Source organism: Streptomyces sp. NPDC020742, assembly GCF_040641675.1.
GTDB lineage: Bacteria > Actinomycetota > Actinomycetes > Streptomycetales > Streptomycetaceae > Streptomyces.
Genome location: NZ_JBFAEA010000006.1, coordinates 36,758 through 49,814, shown reverse-complemented (window position 1 = coordinate 49,814; position 13,057 = coordinate 36,758). Strand labels below are relative to the sequence as shown.

The following is a 13,057-nucleotide window of genomic DNA, read 5'->3' as shown; positions in this document are numbered from 1 at the left end:
ACGCACTGCCCCGGCAGCCGGCCACAACGGCTGCCGGGGCAGTGTTGCCTCAGGGCGTGATCTTGGTGTGCCAGTCGCCGCGGGCGAGGAGGGTCGTCCCATCGGGCTTGATGAAGACGTGAGCGCCGCGCACGGGCAGTTCGCCGCTGGCGAGCCAGTCGTTACGTACCTGGTCGAGGAGGTCCCACAGGCGGCGGGGGCCGCCCTGGTGGACGGTGGGGCGGTCGGTGCCGCGGCCGGTGGCGCGCGCCCATGAGCCGTCGGGGTGCGTCATGAGGGCCGTGCGCTGCTCGTCGTCCTCGCGGTAGTCGTGCTCGATACCGGGGGCGATGAGATCGAGCATGCTCGCGAGGTCCCAGGCACTGGCGACGTCGACGACCGGGAACGGGCCCGTGCTGAGGTCCTCGCCGTCATGGTGCCGCGCGGTGGCGAGCAACTCGTCGTCGCCGGCCGGGTAGTTGTTGCCGCTGCGGGTGTGCATGAAGCCTGCACGGTCCCATTCGACCCGACCGAATGCCCCTCCGTCCTCGTCCTTCTCCGCGGTGATGAGCAAAGAGGTACCGGCAAGGGTGGTGACCAGCCGGCCGCCAAGGCAGAGAGCCGTGAGCCAACTCCCGGGGATGGGGCGTACGGCGACGGTGGAGACGATGCGGTCGGTGCTGCCGGGCGGCAGGGGAAGCGGGCCGGTGCCGTCGGTCGCCACGAGGGTGGGGCGCAGCCCGATGTCGGCGAGCCGGACGCCCGCCGACTCGACGAGGTAGGGGTCGACGTCCACGCTCGTCACCTGTCCCGAGCCGAGCCGGCGGGCGGCGAGTGCGTCGGTGTAGCCGGATCCGGTGCCGATGTGCAGCAGGCTGTCGCCGTCGTCGAGGCGGGCGTGCTGGAGCATGCGCACGACGAGGCTGGGCAGGGTCGCCGACGAGGTGGGGCGGCCGATGGGGCGATCAGCGGGTGAGGCGTGGTCGGCGTGCAGCGGACCGGCGCGGGTGATCAGCGAGGTGTCGCGGTAAGCGACGTCGAGCCAGTGCTGTTCGTTGTCGGCGCCGACGTGCAGTTCCCATCCGGTCCGGGCGCGGCGCCACCAGCGGGGGACGAACAGATGCCGGGGGACGGTGGCGATCGGCTCACGCCACCGTGAGGCGCGGTGCGTCACCTCGTGGGCGAGCGATGCGGCATGGGGTTCCCACTTCATGCGGAGGCTCCGAGGATCGGGGTGGGGGCGAACTCGTATTTCGGGGCGCAGGCGGTGGTGTTGGCCGGGTTGCAGTCGCTGGAGTCGTCGGGGGGACAGCCGCCAGCGCGCGGCATGGGGACGGTCGCGGCGAGCTCGGCCCAACGGTCGCTGTGGAGGATCTCGGCGAGGCGCTGCTGCCGGACGTTTCCGGCCGGCAGGAAGCGCGAGAGGATGCAGCCGGATACCTCACCGTCGGGGCTGATGGTGACGCGGTGACGGAAGCAGTGCCCACACAACTCACCGACGCTCGGTGTCGCCTCGGTGGGGTCGGCGGCGCGGCCGACCTTGCGCACGCGGTCGATACGGATGCGCTCGACCCCGAGGGCGCGCAACTCGGCCTCGGCCTGCTCGACGCGCTGCTCGTCGAGGACCTGGACGATCCCGGCGCGCAGGGGGATCCCGCGGCGTACGGCTTCCACGATGTTGGCGCGGATGCGGGCGTGGCTGCCGCGGCCCTTGGTGATCTGCTCATGCTCGTCGGCGCGGTCGCTGTAGTAGCTGGTCGCCAGACAGACCCCCTTTCGGTCCATGGCGCTCCACAGCTTCGGCCGGATGTGGACGAGGTTGGAGTAGACCTCGACGCCGAGGCCGAGGTCGAGAGCCTGCTCGATGTACTGCGGCAGGTGCGGGCTGAGCGTGGGCTCGCCGCCGATGAACTGCACCATGGGGATGCCGAGTTCGGCCATATCGGTGAGGGCCTGGTGCCAGTCGTCACGGGTCATGGCGCCGGCCGGTGTCTCCGGGCTGGAGTCGGTGCAGCAGTGCGTGCACCTCATGTTGCACTTGCCGGTGATCTCCAGCTCGACGGAGCGGATGGCCCTTAAGGCGGTCGCGGCGCTCATGGTGCCGTCCCTTCGTTGGTGAGGGTGGTACCCGCGGGGATGCCACGGGAAGTCGGTGGGGCCCGGTGCTGCGTGCCGTACGGCTGCGGCCGTTCCTGGTGCACAAGGCATCGGTCGGTGAGGTAGGCGAGGTGCGGGGCGGTGGCTACCGGGCGCGCGGCCGGCAGCGTGCGCGACCGAGGGCGCCGAGGAACTGGCCACGAAGCTGGTTCAACGTCTTCACGGGTGTTCCGCCCCAATGTGGCGGCGCAGCAACACGTTGAAGTCGGTCTCCGCGGTGCGGTCGCCCTTCCCGTATGCCAGGTCGCGTTGCGTGGCGAGTCCGGTGCAGCGGTCACAGCCTTCGCGGGGCTCGGGGGGCTCCGGCCAGAACGCGTCCAACGAGGCAGCGTGTGTCATTCGGTCACCTCCCCGCGGGGCCGGGCGGGGGAGGACACCCACGGGGACGTGAAGGCTTGGGCGTGCTGGCTCACTGGCTGTTCCTCTTGGCCCAGGGCTCACCCAGGGCCTCCGTGTGGTTCTGGACCTTTGCGCGCAGCTGAGCAGCCTGCTCGAAGAGCTCCTCAAGGGTGGGGCGTTCGTCCGCGCTCGGCGGTGTGCTGGGGTTGCCCTGCTGAGGCGCTTCCTGCGGTGTCGACATAGGTCTGCCCCTTCCGGGACGCGAGCTGACGAGAAGCCAATGCCGCGGCGAACAGGGCCAGTTGTGCCTGTTCGGGGCGGGTTGGACTTCCTAGACTGCCCGCCGATCTGAGCGCTTGCAAGACTACATTTCGTGGATTCGATTGATAGTTCTCGAACGCTTGACTTGCATTGCGGAGCGAAGCAACAGAGCACTACATTGCGGGCGTTGGGAGTGCTACAAAATGGAGGGGAAGGGGGAATTAGTGGCCGAGGGAACGACAGGGTCGACAGTGCCCAGGCGCCAACTTGGGCGCTACCTACGCGACCTGCGAGGGCACGCTCGTCTGACGGTCAAGGCGGCGGCACGGAAGCTTGAATGGTCCGAGCCGAAGATCTGGCGCATTGAGACCGGACGGACCTCGCTGCGCAGCCTCGATGTCAAGGCAATGTGCGAGATCTACGGGGCTTCTGAGGACTTGACCGAGGCGCTCATGGGACTCGCCAAGGAGACCAAAGCGCGCGGCTGGTGGCATGCCTACGGCGACGTCATCCCCGAAGGGTTCGACGTCTATGTTGGGCTGGAAGAGGCAGCGGCAAGCCTCTCGCTGTACCAGAGCGACATTGTTCCGGGTCTCCTGCAGACCGACGGGTACGCACGAGAGATCACCCGCACGCACATTCAAGGGATTAGCGATGCGGACCTCGATGGACGCGTGCGCCTACGCATCGAGCGTCAGGCGCTCCTCACCCGCGTCACTGAACCGCCGACACTGCACGTCGCGCTGAGCGAGGCAGTGCTGCGGCGCCCCATCGGCGGCCGTGAGGTGATGACCGAGCAGCTCGCGCACCTCGTCTACGTCTCCGAGCTGCCGAACGTCTCAATTCGTGTCGTGCCCTTCGCGGCAGGCATGCACTCGGGAGTCGTCACAGGACCGTTTGTCATCCTGCGCTTCCCCGTGAACGGCGACGGGGTCGACACAGAACCGCCGACGGTCTACGTGGACGGCTACACAGGCGGCTTGTACCTGGACAAGCCACGGGAGGTTGAGCAGTACGAGACAGCGTTGACGGGAATCTGGGAAGCAGCACTCGACGAGCAGGCATCGCGACGCCTGCTCTCTGACGTGGCAGGGAGCCATGAACACGGTTGATAACGCAGCGTGGTTCAAGTCGAGCTACAGCAACGGCAATGGTGAGTGCGTCGAGGTGGCTCGCCTCCGTGACGCAGTCGCCATCCGGGACACCAAGCAGCACGGAACGGGCCCGGTACTGACCAGCACTGCCGAAGGGTGGCGAGCGTTCATCGCGAGTGTGGCCAACGGCGAATTCGGCGAGCTGTAAGCACTCTCCACAACGACCAGTAACAACGCAGAACGCGTCCCCTGCACGGCCCTCGCAGGCCGTACAGGGGGCGTTGTGGTGTTCAGCGGACGAGCTGCCACGCGGACAGGGCGCGGCCGGTGCCAGCGATGATGACGACGTGGCTTTGCAGGGGCAGGCCACCTCAGCGGGGACGGCACCGGGCGAGCAGCGGGCAGGTGTGCAGGTCGTGGTGTTGCGCCGCGGGGCGCGTGCGGTAGGCAAGGGAAGAGGCCCGGGTCGGGGGGCCCGGGCCTCTTCAGGGGAGTGGATGGTGGGGGTCAGGGCATGACCGTCAGGGTGCAGGGGATCTGGAGGGTGGCCGTCGTGGGGCCGCCGATCGGGCTGCTGATGCCGAGGGAGCCGTCGAAGGCAGCCAGGCGGCGCTGGATGCCGAGGAGGCCGCTGCCGGACTCCAGGCCCGCGCCGCCGTTGCCGTCGTCGGTGACGCTCATGGCCAGCGCGTTGGCTCGGTACTGGATGTCGATCAGGACCCGGCGGGCCCCGGAGTGCTTGGTCGCGTTGACCAGCAGCTCGCAGATGGCGAAGTAGGCGGCCGACTCCACGGCCGGCTCCGGGCGGGACGGGAGGTTCGCGGTCACCTGGACCTGGAGGCGGCTCTCCAGCGCGAGCGAGCGGACGGCGTCCACCAGGCCGCGGTCGGCGAGCACCGGCGGGTGGATGCCGCGGACGAGGTCACGGAGTTCGTCCAGGGCCCGCACGGAGGCGTCGCGGGTCTCGGCGAGCAGGGTGCGTACGGCTTCGGGGTTCTCGTCCAGCAGGGACTCGGCCGCGCCCAGCTTCATGCCCATGGCCAGCAGCCGCGCCTGCGCGCCGTCGTGCAGATCGCGTTCGATGCGCCGGATCTCGGCCGCGGAGGAGTCCACGATGTCCGTACGGGTCCGGGAGAGGTGCTCCACCCGCAGGCTCATCCCGGCCTTGGCCGTCGGCGCCAGCAGGGAGTGGGTGATGCGGGCGTGCAGCCGCAGGGCGTACGGGGCGATCAGCAGGCAGATCGGGAGCTCCAGCAGGCCGAGGCCGGCAGCGATCCAGGCGGCGTCCTCGCTGCGTACGGGGACGAAGAGGTACCAGGTGCCGTCCCAGGCCTGGATGACCGGCTCCCAGATGAACGGGAGCAGCATGCCGAACAGGCCGTGCACGAGCATCGCGAAGGGGAGGATGGCCAGCGCGCCGGTGATGGTGACCGCGCACTGCGCCCACAGCATGTCCCGCCAGGTCGCACTGTCGGTGATGATCGCCTCGCACTTGCGCCAGGCGCCCTTCCAGCCGCTCACTCCCTGCGGGAGGGGGGAGTACGGCTCGGCGACCGGCACGCCGGTGGCACCGGTCAGGCGCCGCTGGGCGTTGGCGGACCAGCGCAGTGCCGCGACCAGACCCGGCACGAGGAAGAGGCCGAAGCCCACCAGCGCCAGGGTCAGCCCGGTGAGCACGAACCAGGCGAGGAAGACGGCCAGCAGTCCGAGGAAGAACATGTTCAGCCCGCGGCCCATTGCTAACCATCCGGCCGTGAACCAGTTCCGCCCCTGACGGGCGCGCTCCACGGAGCTGTATGTGTCTTCGGTCATGTCTGTCGTCTCCAGGTTCCTGCTCGGTGCGGGGCGGGCCCCGGCCTCGTGCTGTGACCATCCTGCGCTGCCCGGGCCCAGGAATCAGGGGTGTTAGGCCTACTTCTGACGGAGCAATACCCCTGCTGCCGGGTGGCGCTGCGGCTCCACCAACGGCTTCCGGCCACGAGCGTGGCCAGGGACGGCAGGGTCAACGCCCGTACCAGGGTGACGGTGAGCACGACGCACACCATCAACACCACGCACACCCGCCCGACTTGGGCCGGGCCCAGTCGCTCGCCGAGGAGGAAGACGGTGCACAGGATGACGGCGGTGGCGGTCATGTCGTCCGAGGTGCGGGTCACCGCGCGCGCGGCGGCCTCCCGGGGGGCCATACCGGCGGCCCGGTGCGCCACCACGCGCAGCACGGCGGCGCGTAGCAGCAGGACGGATAGCGCGAGCGCGAGGACGAAGCCGATCAGTGGCGCCCAGGTGGCCGGGGTGTTGAGCCCCCAGGAGCCCGGGGTGGGTTCGGGCTTCCACAGCCGCAGGAGCGGCGCGGACAGTCCGCAGGCGGAGACCGCGGCGAGCGCTCCGGGAACGGTGACCACGACGGCCGCCGGGGCGGACCGGAACACCGCGGTCAGCGCGGCGAAGGCCAGCAGTACGGCCGAGGCGGCCATCGCCACGACGCTCGGGGCGGTGACCCCGCAGCCGTCGAAGGCCACGGCATCGGGCGGCAACGCCGTCGGCGGGGCGAGGAGTTGCGACGGGCACCACAGCAGCGGCAGCGCCATCGCGGTGTGCAGGACCATCGAGCCCGCCAGGGTCCACCGGGGGTGCCGGACGCCGGGCCGCAGCAGCAGGGGCCACAGCCGCGGCGGACCGAGCCGGTAGCTGAACCGCCACAGCACCGGCAGCCTGGGCCGGCCCAGATGCCTGCCGAAGCGGGCGGTGACCGCGGGAAGCACGGTGACCGAGGCCAGCAGCACGGCGGCCACCGTGAGCAGCACCCCGGTGGCCACCGTGGACAGCAGCGCGTCGCCGGGGACGTAGAGCCCGCAGACCACCGCGACCGTCACACAGCTGGAGAGCAGCACGCGGTGGCCGGATCCGCCCGCCGTCCCGGAGCCCTGCGACCGGTCCGCCCCGGAGCGCCGGGCCGGGCGTGCGGACCGGAGGTGGAGCACACACGACGTGGTGCCCAACGCCGCTCCCAGGATGGTCACCAGGGCCAGGACACAGGCGGCGGGGCGCCGGTCGGGTAAGAGCCGGGCCACCACCGCCCACCAGCCCGTGGCCAGGGCCATGATGCTCAGGGTGACCCACAGCGACACCAGCGCGGGCACCACCGCCGCGAACAGCGCGATCAGCAGCAGCAGGACGGTGCCGCTGCCCAGGAGGACGTACCAGGTCGCGTCCTGGGCGGACGCGTCGCCGAGCAGCGCGTCGACCGGCGTGTCGAGGGACAGGGCTCCCGCGGTCAAGGAGACCGCGACGCCCCCCAGCCACAGGGACAGCGCCGACCAGGGGTGCTCCGCACTCCAGTCCGCTGCCCTGGTCACGGCCGTTCTCAGGTCCGTCACACTCACCGGTCCACCTCTCTGTCTGGCCGTCGTCTTCCCGGCCTCCCTCTGGCATACCGGAGGAGGTGGAGGCGGAGCGGCACGTTCCATGGTCGGGGATGCCGCTGCGGAAGCACACAGGTGATAAGTCGCCTTGCGAAGTAGTGCTAGCACTACCGGACTTCCGCCCCGAACGCGATACGCGCCCGCGTGCGGAGTGTCCGTCATCAACCGGTCACTGGACTGTCAGCCGAATTGGCCAGACTGGCCCGGAAACGCATCGCTGGAAAACCAACATACGGGGGCGCGCGTGCCGAGACTTTCCGGAGCGACCGGATGACATCCTTCGCAGCTGTTTCGACGTTCCTCCCCCCGACTGTTCCGATTTCCGAACTCCGGGAGGATTCCCCGCTGGACGCCCGGCAGGTCCGCCGGTTCCAGCGCTTCTACGGGCTGTCCGCGGTGTGCCGGGCCCCGGAGCTGGACGAGGAGGGGCTGCTGCTCACCGCGGCGTCCAAGCTGGACGGGCTGCGCGGCCAGGAGGAGCGGGTGCGCTACCTGGTCCAGGCCCGTACCTTCCCCAGCAGCCGGCCGGACCCCACCGGTGCGCTCCGACGGATCGCCGCGGAGCTGGGCCTGCCGAACGCGGTGCCCTTCGCGGTGACCGGCCAGGCCTGCGCCAGCGGGATCCAGGCGGTGGAGATCTGCGGCCGGCTGCTGGCCGCCGACGGGGACCCGGACGCGCTGGCGCTGGTCGTCGCCGGCGAGAAGAACTTCACCCCGATCGCCCGGTGCGTGCCGCGCAGCAACGTCGGGGGCGAGGCCGCGGCGGCCGTCCTGGTGCGCGAGGGACGTGCGGGGGACGCCGACCAGGTGCTCGGCCGGGCCACGCGGACCTACGGACGGTTCCACGACGACGTCGTCACCGGTGAGCCTTCCTCCGCGGAATTCAACAAGCTGTACCCGGAAGCGCTCGCCGAGGTGCTGCTGGCGGCCTGTGAGAATTCCGGTACCGCCTTCGACGATATCGACCTGATCATTCCGCACAACGTGAACACCATCTCCTGGCAAGCGGTCGCGGAACAGCTCGATCTTCCTTTGGAACGTATTTTTCTGGACAACATCCCGGTAACCGGCCACTGCTTCAGCGCGGATCCCTTCATCAACTACGGGACGGCCGGCGAGCTCGGCCGGTTGCGCCCCGGCGCGCGGTATCTGCTGACCGCCGTCGGGCTCGGCGCGACGTTCTCGGCGATGGTCGTGCAGCACTGAGCCGCCATAACGGGCGAGGGGACAACATGGAAACGTTGCTGCCGGGCTTCAACGCCCGCTTGAAGGCGGCTGTGGCCGGGGACGAGAAGGCGGCGTTCGTCTTCCTCGGCAACTTCGAGGTCGAGGAGCAGTGGGCGGTCGGCGAACCGGGGCTGCCACGCATGGGCTTCACCGGCGGCGGTGCCGTGGTGAACTCCATGGACGAGTTCGCCATGCTGCTGGCCGACGAGCGCGACCACGTCGTGCTCAAGTCGCGGCCGGACGAGGGCTACCTGGCGTACCTGCGCGGTCTCGGCCTGGCGCTGCCCACCGTGCACGTCGTTGCCGCGTCCGACCCGGCGCGTACGGTCTCCCAGGACGCGCTGGCCGACGCGGCCCTGCACGCCACGCTCGCGGACGCCGCCGCCCGGGACGGCCTGATGCTCTACGCGCACGGCGTCTCCGCCGTCGAGGAGGAGCTGGCCGAGCGGACCGGGCTGCCGCTGGCGCACCCGACGGCCGCCGTGTGCAAGGCGGTCAACAGCAAGATCTACAGCCGTCGGGTCGCCGATGAGCTCGGCATCCCCCAGGCGCGCGGCTGGGCCTGCGACACCGTCGTCGAGCTGACGGCCGCCGTCGCCGAGGCCCGCGAACTCCTCGCACAGGGCCGCAAGTTGGTCCTCAAGGACGCCTACGGCGTGTCCGGCAAGGGCATCATGGTCATCGAGAGCGAGCGCCGGCTCGACCGGGTGCATCGCATGGTGCTCTCCCGTGCCGAAGCGGCGGGCAGCGACCGGGCCGGGCTGGTGCTGGAAGAGTGGGTGGCCAAGCAGGCCGATCTCAACTACCAGGTCACGGTGGGCCGCGACGGTTCGGTGCGCTGCGACTTCATCAAGGAAGCGCTCACCGAGAACGGCACCCACAAGGGCCACCGGATGCCCGCGCGGCTCTCCCCGGAGCAGTTCGCCGAGCTCACCGAGGCCGGACTGGGCATCGGCGCGCGCCTCGCCGCCGACGGCTACTTCGGGGTGGCGGGGATGGACGCCCTGCTGCTGCCGGACGGCACGCTCTTCCCGGTCATCGAGATCAACGCCCGCAACAACATGTCCACGTACCAGGTCCTGCTGCAGGAGGCGTTCGTCGGCGAGGGGCGCATCGCGCTCGCCCGGCACTACCCCCTCAAGCTCACCGCGCCGCTCCCCTTCGAGGAGCTGCGCCGCACCCTCGACGGCCTGCTGCTGGAGAGCCCCGACGGCGCCGGACTGCTGGTGAACAACTACGCCACGGTCAACGCCGCCGTGCACACCCTCGCCGAGCCCGGCGGGTGCGCCGACGGACGGCTGTACGGCCTGGTCGTGGGCGACACCGCGGAACAGGTCTCCGCGATCGACACCGAGATCACCGCCCGGCTGGCCGCGGTGACGGAAGGAGCCCGCCATGTCGGCTGAGTTCGAGATCCAGGGCATCGGCATCACCGAGCTGGCCGAGCGGCACGGCACGCCGATGTACGTGTACGACGGGGACGCGCTCGCCGCGAACTTCCGGTCCCTGCGCGCCCGCCTGCACCCGCGCGCGGACATCTTCTTCTCGCTCAAGGCGAACCCGAACATCTCGCTCTGCGCGCTGCTGGGCAGGCAGGGCGCCTGCGCCGAGATCTCCTCGATGACCGAGCTGGTCACCGCCCGGCGGGCCGGCATCGCGCCGCGCGACATCATCTTCCTCGGGCCGGGCAAGAGCCGCGCCGAGATCGCGGCCTGCCTGGACGAGGGGATCTACGCGATCGTCTGTGAGTCGCTGGACGAGCTGGCCCTGATCGACGAGCTGGCCCGCGAGCGCGGCGTCACCGCGTCCGTGGCGCTGCGCGTCAACCCGAGCTTCGCGGTCAAGGGCTCGGGCCTGACCATGGGGGGCAAGCCCCGGCAGTTCGGCATCGACGAGACCCAGCTGTTCGACCTGCCCGACCTGGCCGCACGGCACGCCCACGTCCGGCTGATGGGCGTCCAGGTCTACATGGGCACCCGCATCCTCAGCGAGGAGGTGCTGGCCGAGAACACCGGCCGCATCTTCGACCTCGCCGAGCGGCTGTCGGAGAAGCTCGGCTTCGCGCTGGACCTGGTCGACTTCGGCGGTGGCTTCGGCGTCGCGTACTTCGACGGGGAGCGCGACCTCGACCAGGAGCGGCTGACCGCGCTGCTCAACCCGGTCATCGAGGAGTTCGCCGCCCGCCACCCCGACACCCGGCTGATCAACGAGCTGGGCCGCTACCTCACCGCCCCGTACGGGGTCTACGTCTCCCGGGTGCGCTATGTGAAGACGTCGATGAACGAGAACTTCGCGGTGGTCGACGGCGGCACCAACCACCACATGGCGGCCGTCGGCATCGGCTCCTTCGTCAAGCGCAACTTCCCGATCCGGCTGCTCAACCGCACCGACGACGCGGAGACCGAGAGCTGGAACATCACCGGGCCGCTGTGCACGCCCAACGACACCCTGGGCAAGAAGGTGCAGCTGCCGCCGCTGCGCGCGGGCGACCTGATCGGCGTGGAGCGCTCCGGCGCGTACGGGCCGACCGCCTCCCCCGTGCACTTCCTCAGCCACGGCTACCCCGCCGAGGTGCTGGTGATCGACGGCCGGGACCACCTGGTCGGCGAGCGGGAGTTCCCCGAGGACCTGCTGCGCCGCCAGCGCCTGTACCCGACCGGGCCGCCGGTCGACGGAACCGACAACTGACCACCCCACACCCTTCTCAGGAGTACCGCCATGCCCCAGACCGCTGAGCCCGCCGCGCAGGACGAGACCGTCGCCGCCGTGCGCCAGGCGCTCGCCGACGTACTGGACCGCGAGCTGCCGGACCTCGGTCCGGGCGCCAAGCTCTTCGACGACTACGGCCTGGACTCGACCGGCGTCCTCGACCTGCTGATGCGCCTGGAGGAGGTCTTCGACGTCGAGTTCGACACCGAGGAGCTGGAGATGAGCCACTTCGCCACCGTCCGGACGCTGGCCGACTACGTGGCCGCAGCCCGGTGACGCTCCGCCTCGCGGGGGCCGCGCACCGCGCCTTCGACGGCCGGGAACCGGCCCCCGCCGACCCCTTCCTGGTCCGCATCTACGCGGACATGGCCGAGATGTACGGCACCACCTTCGACCAGCCGCGGCTGGAGCGGGCCAACCGCAACACCTTCTCCGACATGGCCGAGGGGCTGCTCGACGCCCTGCCGGCCCTGGAGGACCCGCTTGACCTGGTCGTCATGGCCTCCGCCGAGCCGGACTTCGACCCCCGCACCTCGGCGGTCGCGTACGTGACCGAGCGGGTTCCGGGAGAGCCGCTGGGGTTCGCCCTCAGCGACCAGGGCGAGACGGCCCCGTACACCGCGCTGCGGCTGGCCGGCCAGTACGCCGCGGTGGGCCAGGCGGACCGGGTCCTGGTGACGGTCATGGACCAGACGACCTCGCCCGCCGATCCCCGGCCGCCCCGCCAGGGCACGGACGCCCGGGACGGTGCCGCCGCCCTGCTGCTGTCCGCCGACGGCCCCGGCGCGCCGACCGAGGTGCGGCAGTACCCCGGGCTGACCCTCGACGAGGCGCACCGCCGACTGCACGAGGTCCTGGACGACGGGGTGAGCACGCTCCTCGTCGGCGCCGGCCTCGACCCGGAGCGGAGCACGCCGCCCGCCGGAGCGCGGACGGAGGTGGTGCGCCCCTCGGCGGAGTTCCCGTGCAGCGGGGTGTGGGCGCTGCTGGCCGAACGGCTGCCCGACTTCACCCGGGACGGCGGCACGGTCGTCGTCGCCGACTTCGTACCGGACGGGCCGGACGGCACCGGCCGCGGGGGACTCTCCCTCTGCGTCCTCGACTTCGGCGCCGCGCGGGCATGACCGGCGCCGGGTATCCGCCGGACGGCACCGTGCACGTCTGGCGGATACCGCTGTCCGCGCCACCGGACGTCGTGGCCGGCCTGGCCGCGCTGCTCGGTCCCGAGGAGCGGCAGCGCGGCCGGCGGGCGCTCCCCGACGACCGGCGGCGCTTCCTGATCGCGCACGGCGCCACCCGCGCGGTCCTCGGCGGCGCTCTGGGACTGCCGCCGGAGCGGCTGCGCTACACCCACGGCCGCTGGGGCAAGCCCGCCCTGGCCGACCATCCGCAGCTGTGCTTCAACCTCTCGCACTCCGCTGAGCTGGCGCTGCTGGCGGTCGCCGCGCGGCGAGCGGTCGGCATCGACGTGGAACGGGTGCGCCCGGCCGACCGGTCCCACAGCGCCGGGCGCTGGTTCCCGGCAGCGGAGGCGGACTTCGTCCGCGCGGCGGCCGGGCCGGAGCGGTCGGCGGCGCGCTACGCCCGGCTGTGGACCCGCAAGGAGGCCTGGGTCAAAGCGGCCGGGGACCGCATGGTGAACGGCCTGCGGCTGCCGGTGGGAACCGGGCCGGAGGCCGACGACGGCACACCGGTGACGGACCCCGAAGGGCGGGTGCCGGGGCGCTGGTCGCTGTACGGGGTGCCGGCCGGCGCGGGGTACGCGGCGGCGCTGGCCGTGGCGGCGGGGCCGTCGGGGCAGCCCGTACGGGTCGAGGTCAGGCAGTGGCGAACGCCCCGGGCGGCAACCGCGGGGGTGTCCTGAGCGGC

The 13,057-nt window shown here is 71.2% G+C and carries 14 protein-coding genes; 8 read left to right on the top strand and 6 right to left on the bottom strand.

All coding sequences use genetic code 11. From position 1 onward, the window contains the following. Positions 1-49: 49 nt before the first annotated feature. The 4 genes from AB0G84_RS13415 to AB0G84_RS13400 all read right to left on the bottom strand — a co-directional run bounded on the left by AB0G84_RS13415 (position 50) and on the right by AB0G84_RS13400 (position 2,716). Complete coding sequence (locus tag AB0G84_RS13415) at positions 50-1,192, bottom strand: methyltransferase domain-containing protein (RefSeq protein ID WP_361319335.1); 1,143 nt, start codon at positions 1,190-1,192, stop codon at positions 50-52. Then, entirely contained in the window at positions 1,189-2,076 is an 888-nt protein-coding gene (locus AB0G84_RS13410) for a radical SAM protein (RefSeq protein ID WP_361319333.1), read from the bottom strand. The genes AB0G84_RS13415 and AB0G84_RS13410 overlap by 4 nt, the downstream gene beginning before the upstream one ends. Positions 2,077-2,295: 219 nt before the next feature. Beyond that, a complete protein-coding gene (locus AB0G84_RS13405; protein ID WP_361319331.1) occupies positions 2,296-2,475 on the bottom strand; it encodes a hypothetical protein in 180 nt (59 codons plus the stop codon). A gap of 70 nt (positions 2,476-2,545) precedes the next feature. Continuing rightward, positions 2,546-2,716 (bottom strand): hypothetical protein, encoded by a 171-nt coding sequence (locus AB0G84_RS13400; protein WP_361319329.1) that lies wholly within the window; start codon positions 2,714-2,716, stop codon positions 2,546-2,548. A gap of 244 nt (positions 2,717-2,960) precedes the next feature. Between AB0G84_RS13400 and AB0G84_RS13395 the strand changes: the two genes are divergently transcribed. Together AB0G84_RS13395 and AB0G84_RS13390 are read left to right on the top strand one after the other, a co-directional pair. Then, the gene (locus tag AB0G84_RS13395) at positions 2,961-3,848 is read left to right on the top strand and encodes a helix-turn-helix transcriptional regulator (protein WP_361319327.1); all 888 of its coding nucleotides are present in this window, start codon (positions 2,961-2,963) and stop codon (positions 3,846-3,848) included. Continuing rightward, positions 3,835-4,038, top strand: coding sequence for a DUF397 domain-containing protein (locus AB0G84_RS13390; protein WP_361319325.1), 204 nt, complete (start codon positions 3,835-3,837; stop codon positions 4,036-4,038). The genes AB0G84_RS13395 and AB0G84_RS13390 overlap by 14 nt, the downstream gene beginning before the upstream one ends. 299 nt (positions 4,039-4,337) lie before the next feature. Here AB0G84_RS13390 and AB0G84_RS13385 read toward each other — a convergent pair whose 3' ends face one another. Both AB0G84_RS13385 and AB0G84_RS13380 read right to left on the bottom strand, forming a co-directional pair. Next, on the bottom strand, positions 4,338-5,642 hold the full coding sequence (locus AB0G84_RS13385; RefSeq protein ID WP_361319323.1) for a sensor domain-containing protein: 1,305 nt from the start codon (positions 5,640-5,642) through the stop codon (positions 4,338-4,340). Continuing rightward, positions 5,639-7,213, bottom strand: coding sequence for an MMPL family transporter (locus AB0G84_RS13380; protein ID WP_361319321.1), 1,575 nt, complete (start codon positions 7,211-7,213; stop codon positions 5,639-5,641). Before AB0G84_RS13380 ends, AB0G84_RS13385 begins: the two co-directional genes overlap by 4 nt. Positions 7,214-7,522: 309 nt before the next feature. Between AB0G84_RS13380 and AB0G84_RS13375 the strand changes: the two genes are divergently transcribed. Genes AB0G84_RS13375 through AB0G84_RS13350 form a run of 6 tightly spaced genes read left to right on the top strand, consistent with a single transcriptional unit; the run spans position 7,523 to position 13,052 of the window. Further along, positions 7,523-8,458, top strand: coding sequence for a 3-oxoacyl-[acyl-carrier-protein] synthase III C-terminal domain-containing protein (locus AB0G84_RS13375; protein ID WP_361319319.1), 936 nt, complete (start codon positions 7,523-7,525; stop codon positions 8,456-8,458). A gap of 26 nt (positions 8,459-8,484) precedes the next feature. Then, a complete protein-coding gene (locus tag AB0G84_RS13370; RefSeq protein WP_361319317.1) occupies positions 8,485-9,885 on the top strand; it encodes an ATP-grasp domain-containing protein in 1,401 nt (466 codons plus the stop codon). Then, a complete protein-coding gene (locus AB0G84_RS13365) occupies positions 9,875-11,167 on the top strand; it encodes a type III PLP-dependent enzyme (RefSeq protein ID WP_361319315.1) in 1,293 nt (430 codons plus the stop codon). Before AB0G84_RS13370 ends, AB0G84_RS13365 begins: the two co-directional genes overlap by 11 nt. A gap of 30 nt (positions 11,168-11,197) precedes the next feature. Then, positions 11,198-11,464, top strand: coding sequence for an acyl carrier protein (locus tag AB0G84_RS13360; protein ID WP_361319313.1), 267 nt, complete (start codon positions 11,198-11,200; stop codon positions 11,462-11,464). Continuing rightward, positions 11,461-12,312, top strand: coding sequence for a hypothetical protein (locus AB0G84_RS13355; protein WP_361319311.1), 852 nt, complete (start codon positions 11,461-11,463; stop codon positions 12,310-12,312). Before AB0G84_RS13360 ends, AB0G84_RS13355 begins: the two co-directional genes overlap by 4 nt. Next, positions 12,309-13,052: a 4'-phosphopantetheinyl transferase superfamily protein gene (locus AB0G84_RS13350; protein ID WP_361319309.1), complete on the top strand. Its 744-nt coding sequence runs from the start codon at positions 12,309-12,311 to the stop codon at positions 13,050-13,052. Before AB0G84_RS13355 ends, AB0G84_RS13350 begins: the two co-directional genes overlap by 4 nt. The last annotated feature ends 5 nt before the right edge of the window (positions 13,053-13,057 follow it).

Bases quoted from the DNA above. Each gene is read 5' to 3' on its own strand.
- AB0G84_RS13415 (WP_361319335.1), bottom strand. From the start codon at position 1,192: ATGAAGTGGGAACCCCATGCCGCATCGCTCGCCCACGAGGTGACGCAC.
- AB0G84_RS13410 (WP_361319333.1), bottom strand. From the start codon at position 2,076: ATGAGCGCCGCGACCGCCTTAAGGGCCATCCGCTCCGTCGAGCTGGAG.
- AB0G84_RS13405 (WP_361319331.1), bottom strand. From the start codon at position 2,475: ATGACACACGCTGCCTCGTTGGACGCGTTCTGGCCGGAGCCCCCCGAG.
- AB0G84_RS13400 (WP_361319329.1), bottom strand. From the start codon at position 2,716: ATGTCGACACCGCAGGAAGCGCCTCAGCAGGGCAACCCCAGCACACCG.
- AB0G84_RS13390 (WP_361319325.1), top strand. From the start codon at position 3,835: ATGAACACGGTTGATAACGCAGCGTGGTTCAAGTCGAGCTACAGCAAC.
- AB0G84_RS13385 (WP_361319323.1), bottom strand. From the start codon at position 5,642: ATGACCGAAGACACATACAGCTCCGTGGAGCGCGCCCGTCAGGGGCGG.
- AB0G84_RS13375 (WP_361319319.1), top strand. From the start codon at position 7,523: ATGACATCCTTCGCAGCTGTTTCGACGTTCCTCCCCCCGACTGTTCCG.
- AB0G84_RS13370 (WP_361319317.1), top strand. From the start codon at position 8,485: ATGGAAACGTTGCTGCCGGGCTTCAACGCCCGCTTGAAGGCGGCTGTG.
- AB0G84_RS13365 (WP_361319315.1), top strand. From the start codon at position 9,875: ATGTCGGCTGAGTTCGAGATCCAGGGCATCGGCATCACCGAGCTGGCC.
- AB0G84_RS13360 (WP_361319313.1), top strand. From the start codon at position 11,198: ATGCCCCAGACCGCTGAGCCCGCCGCGCAGGACGAGACCGTCGCCGCC.
- AB0G84_RS13350 (WP_361319309.1), top strand. From the start codon at position 12,309: ATGACCGGCGCCGGGTATCCGCCGGACGGCACCGTGCACGTCTGGCGG.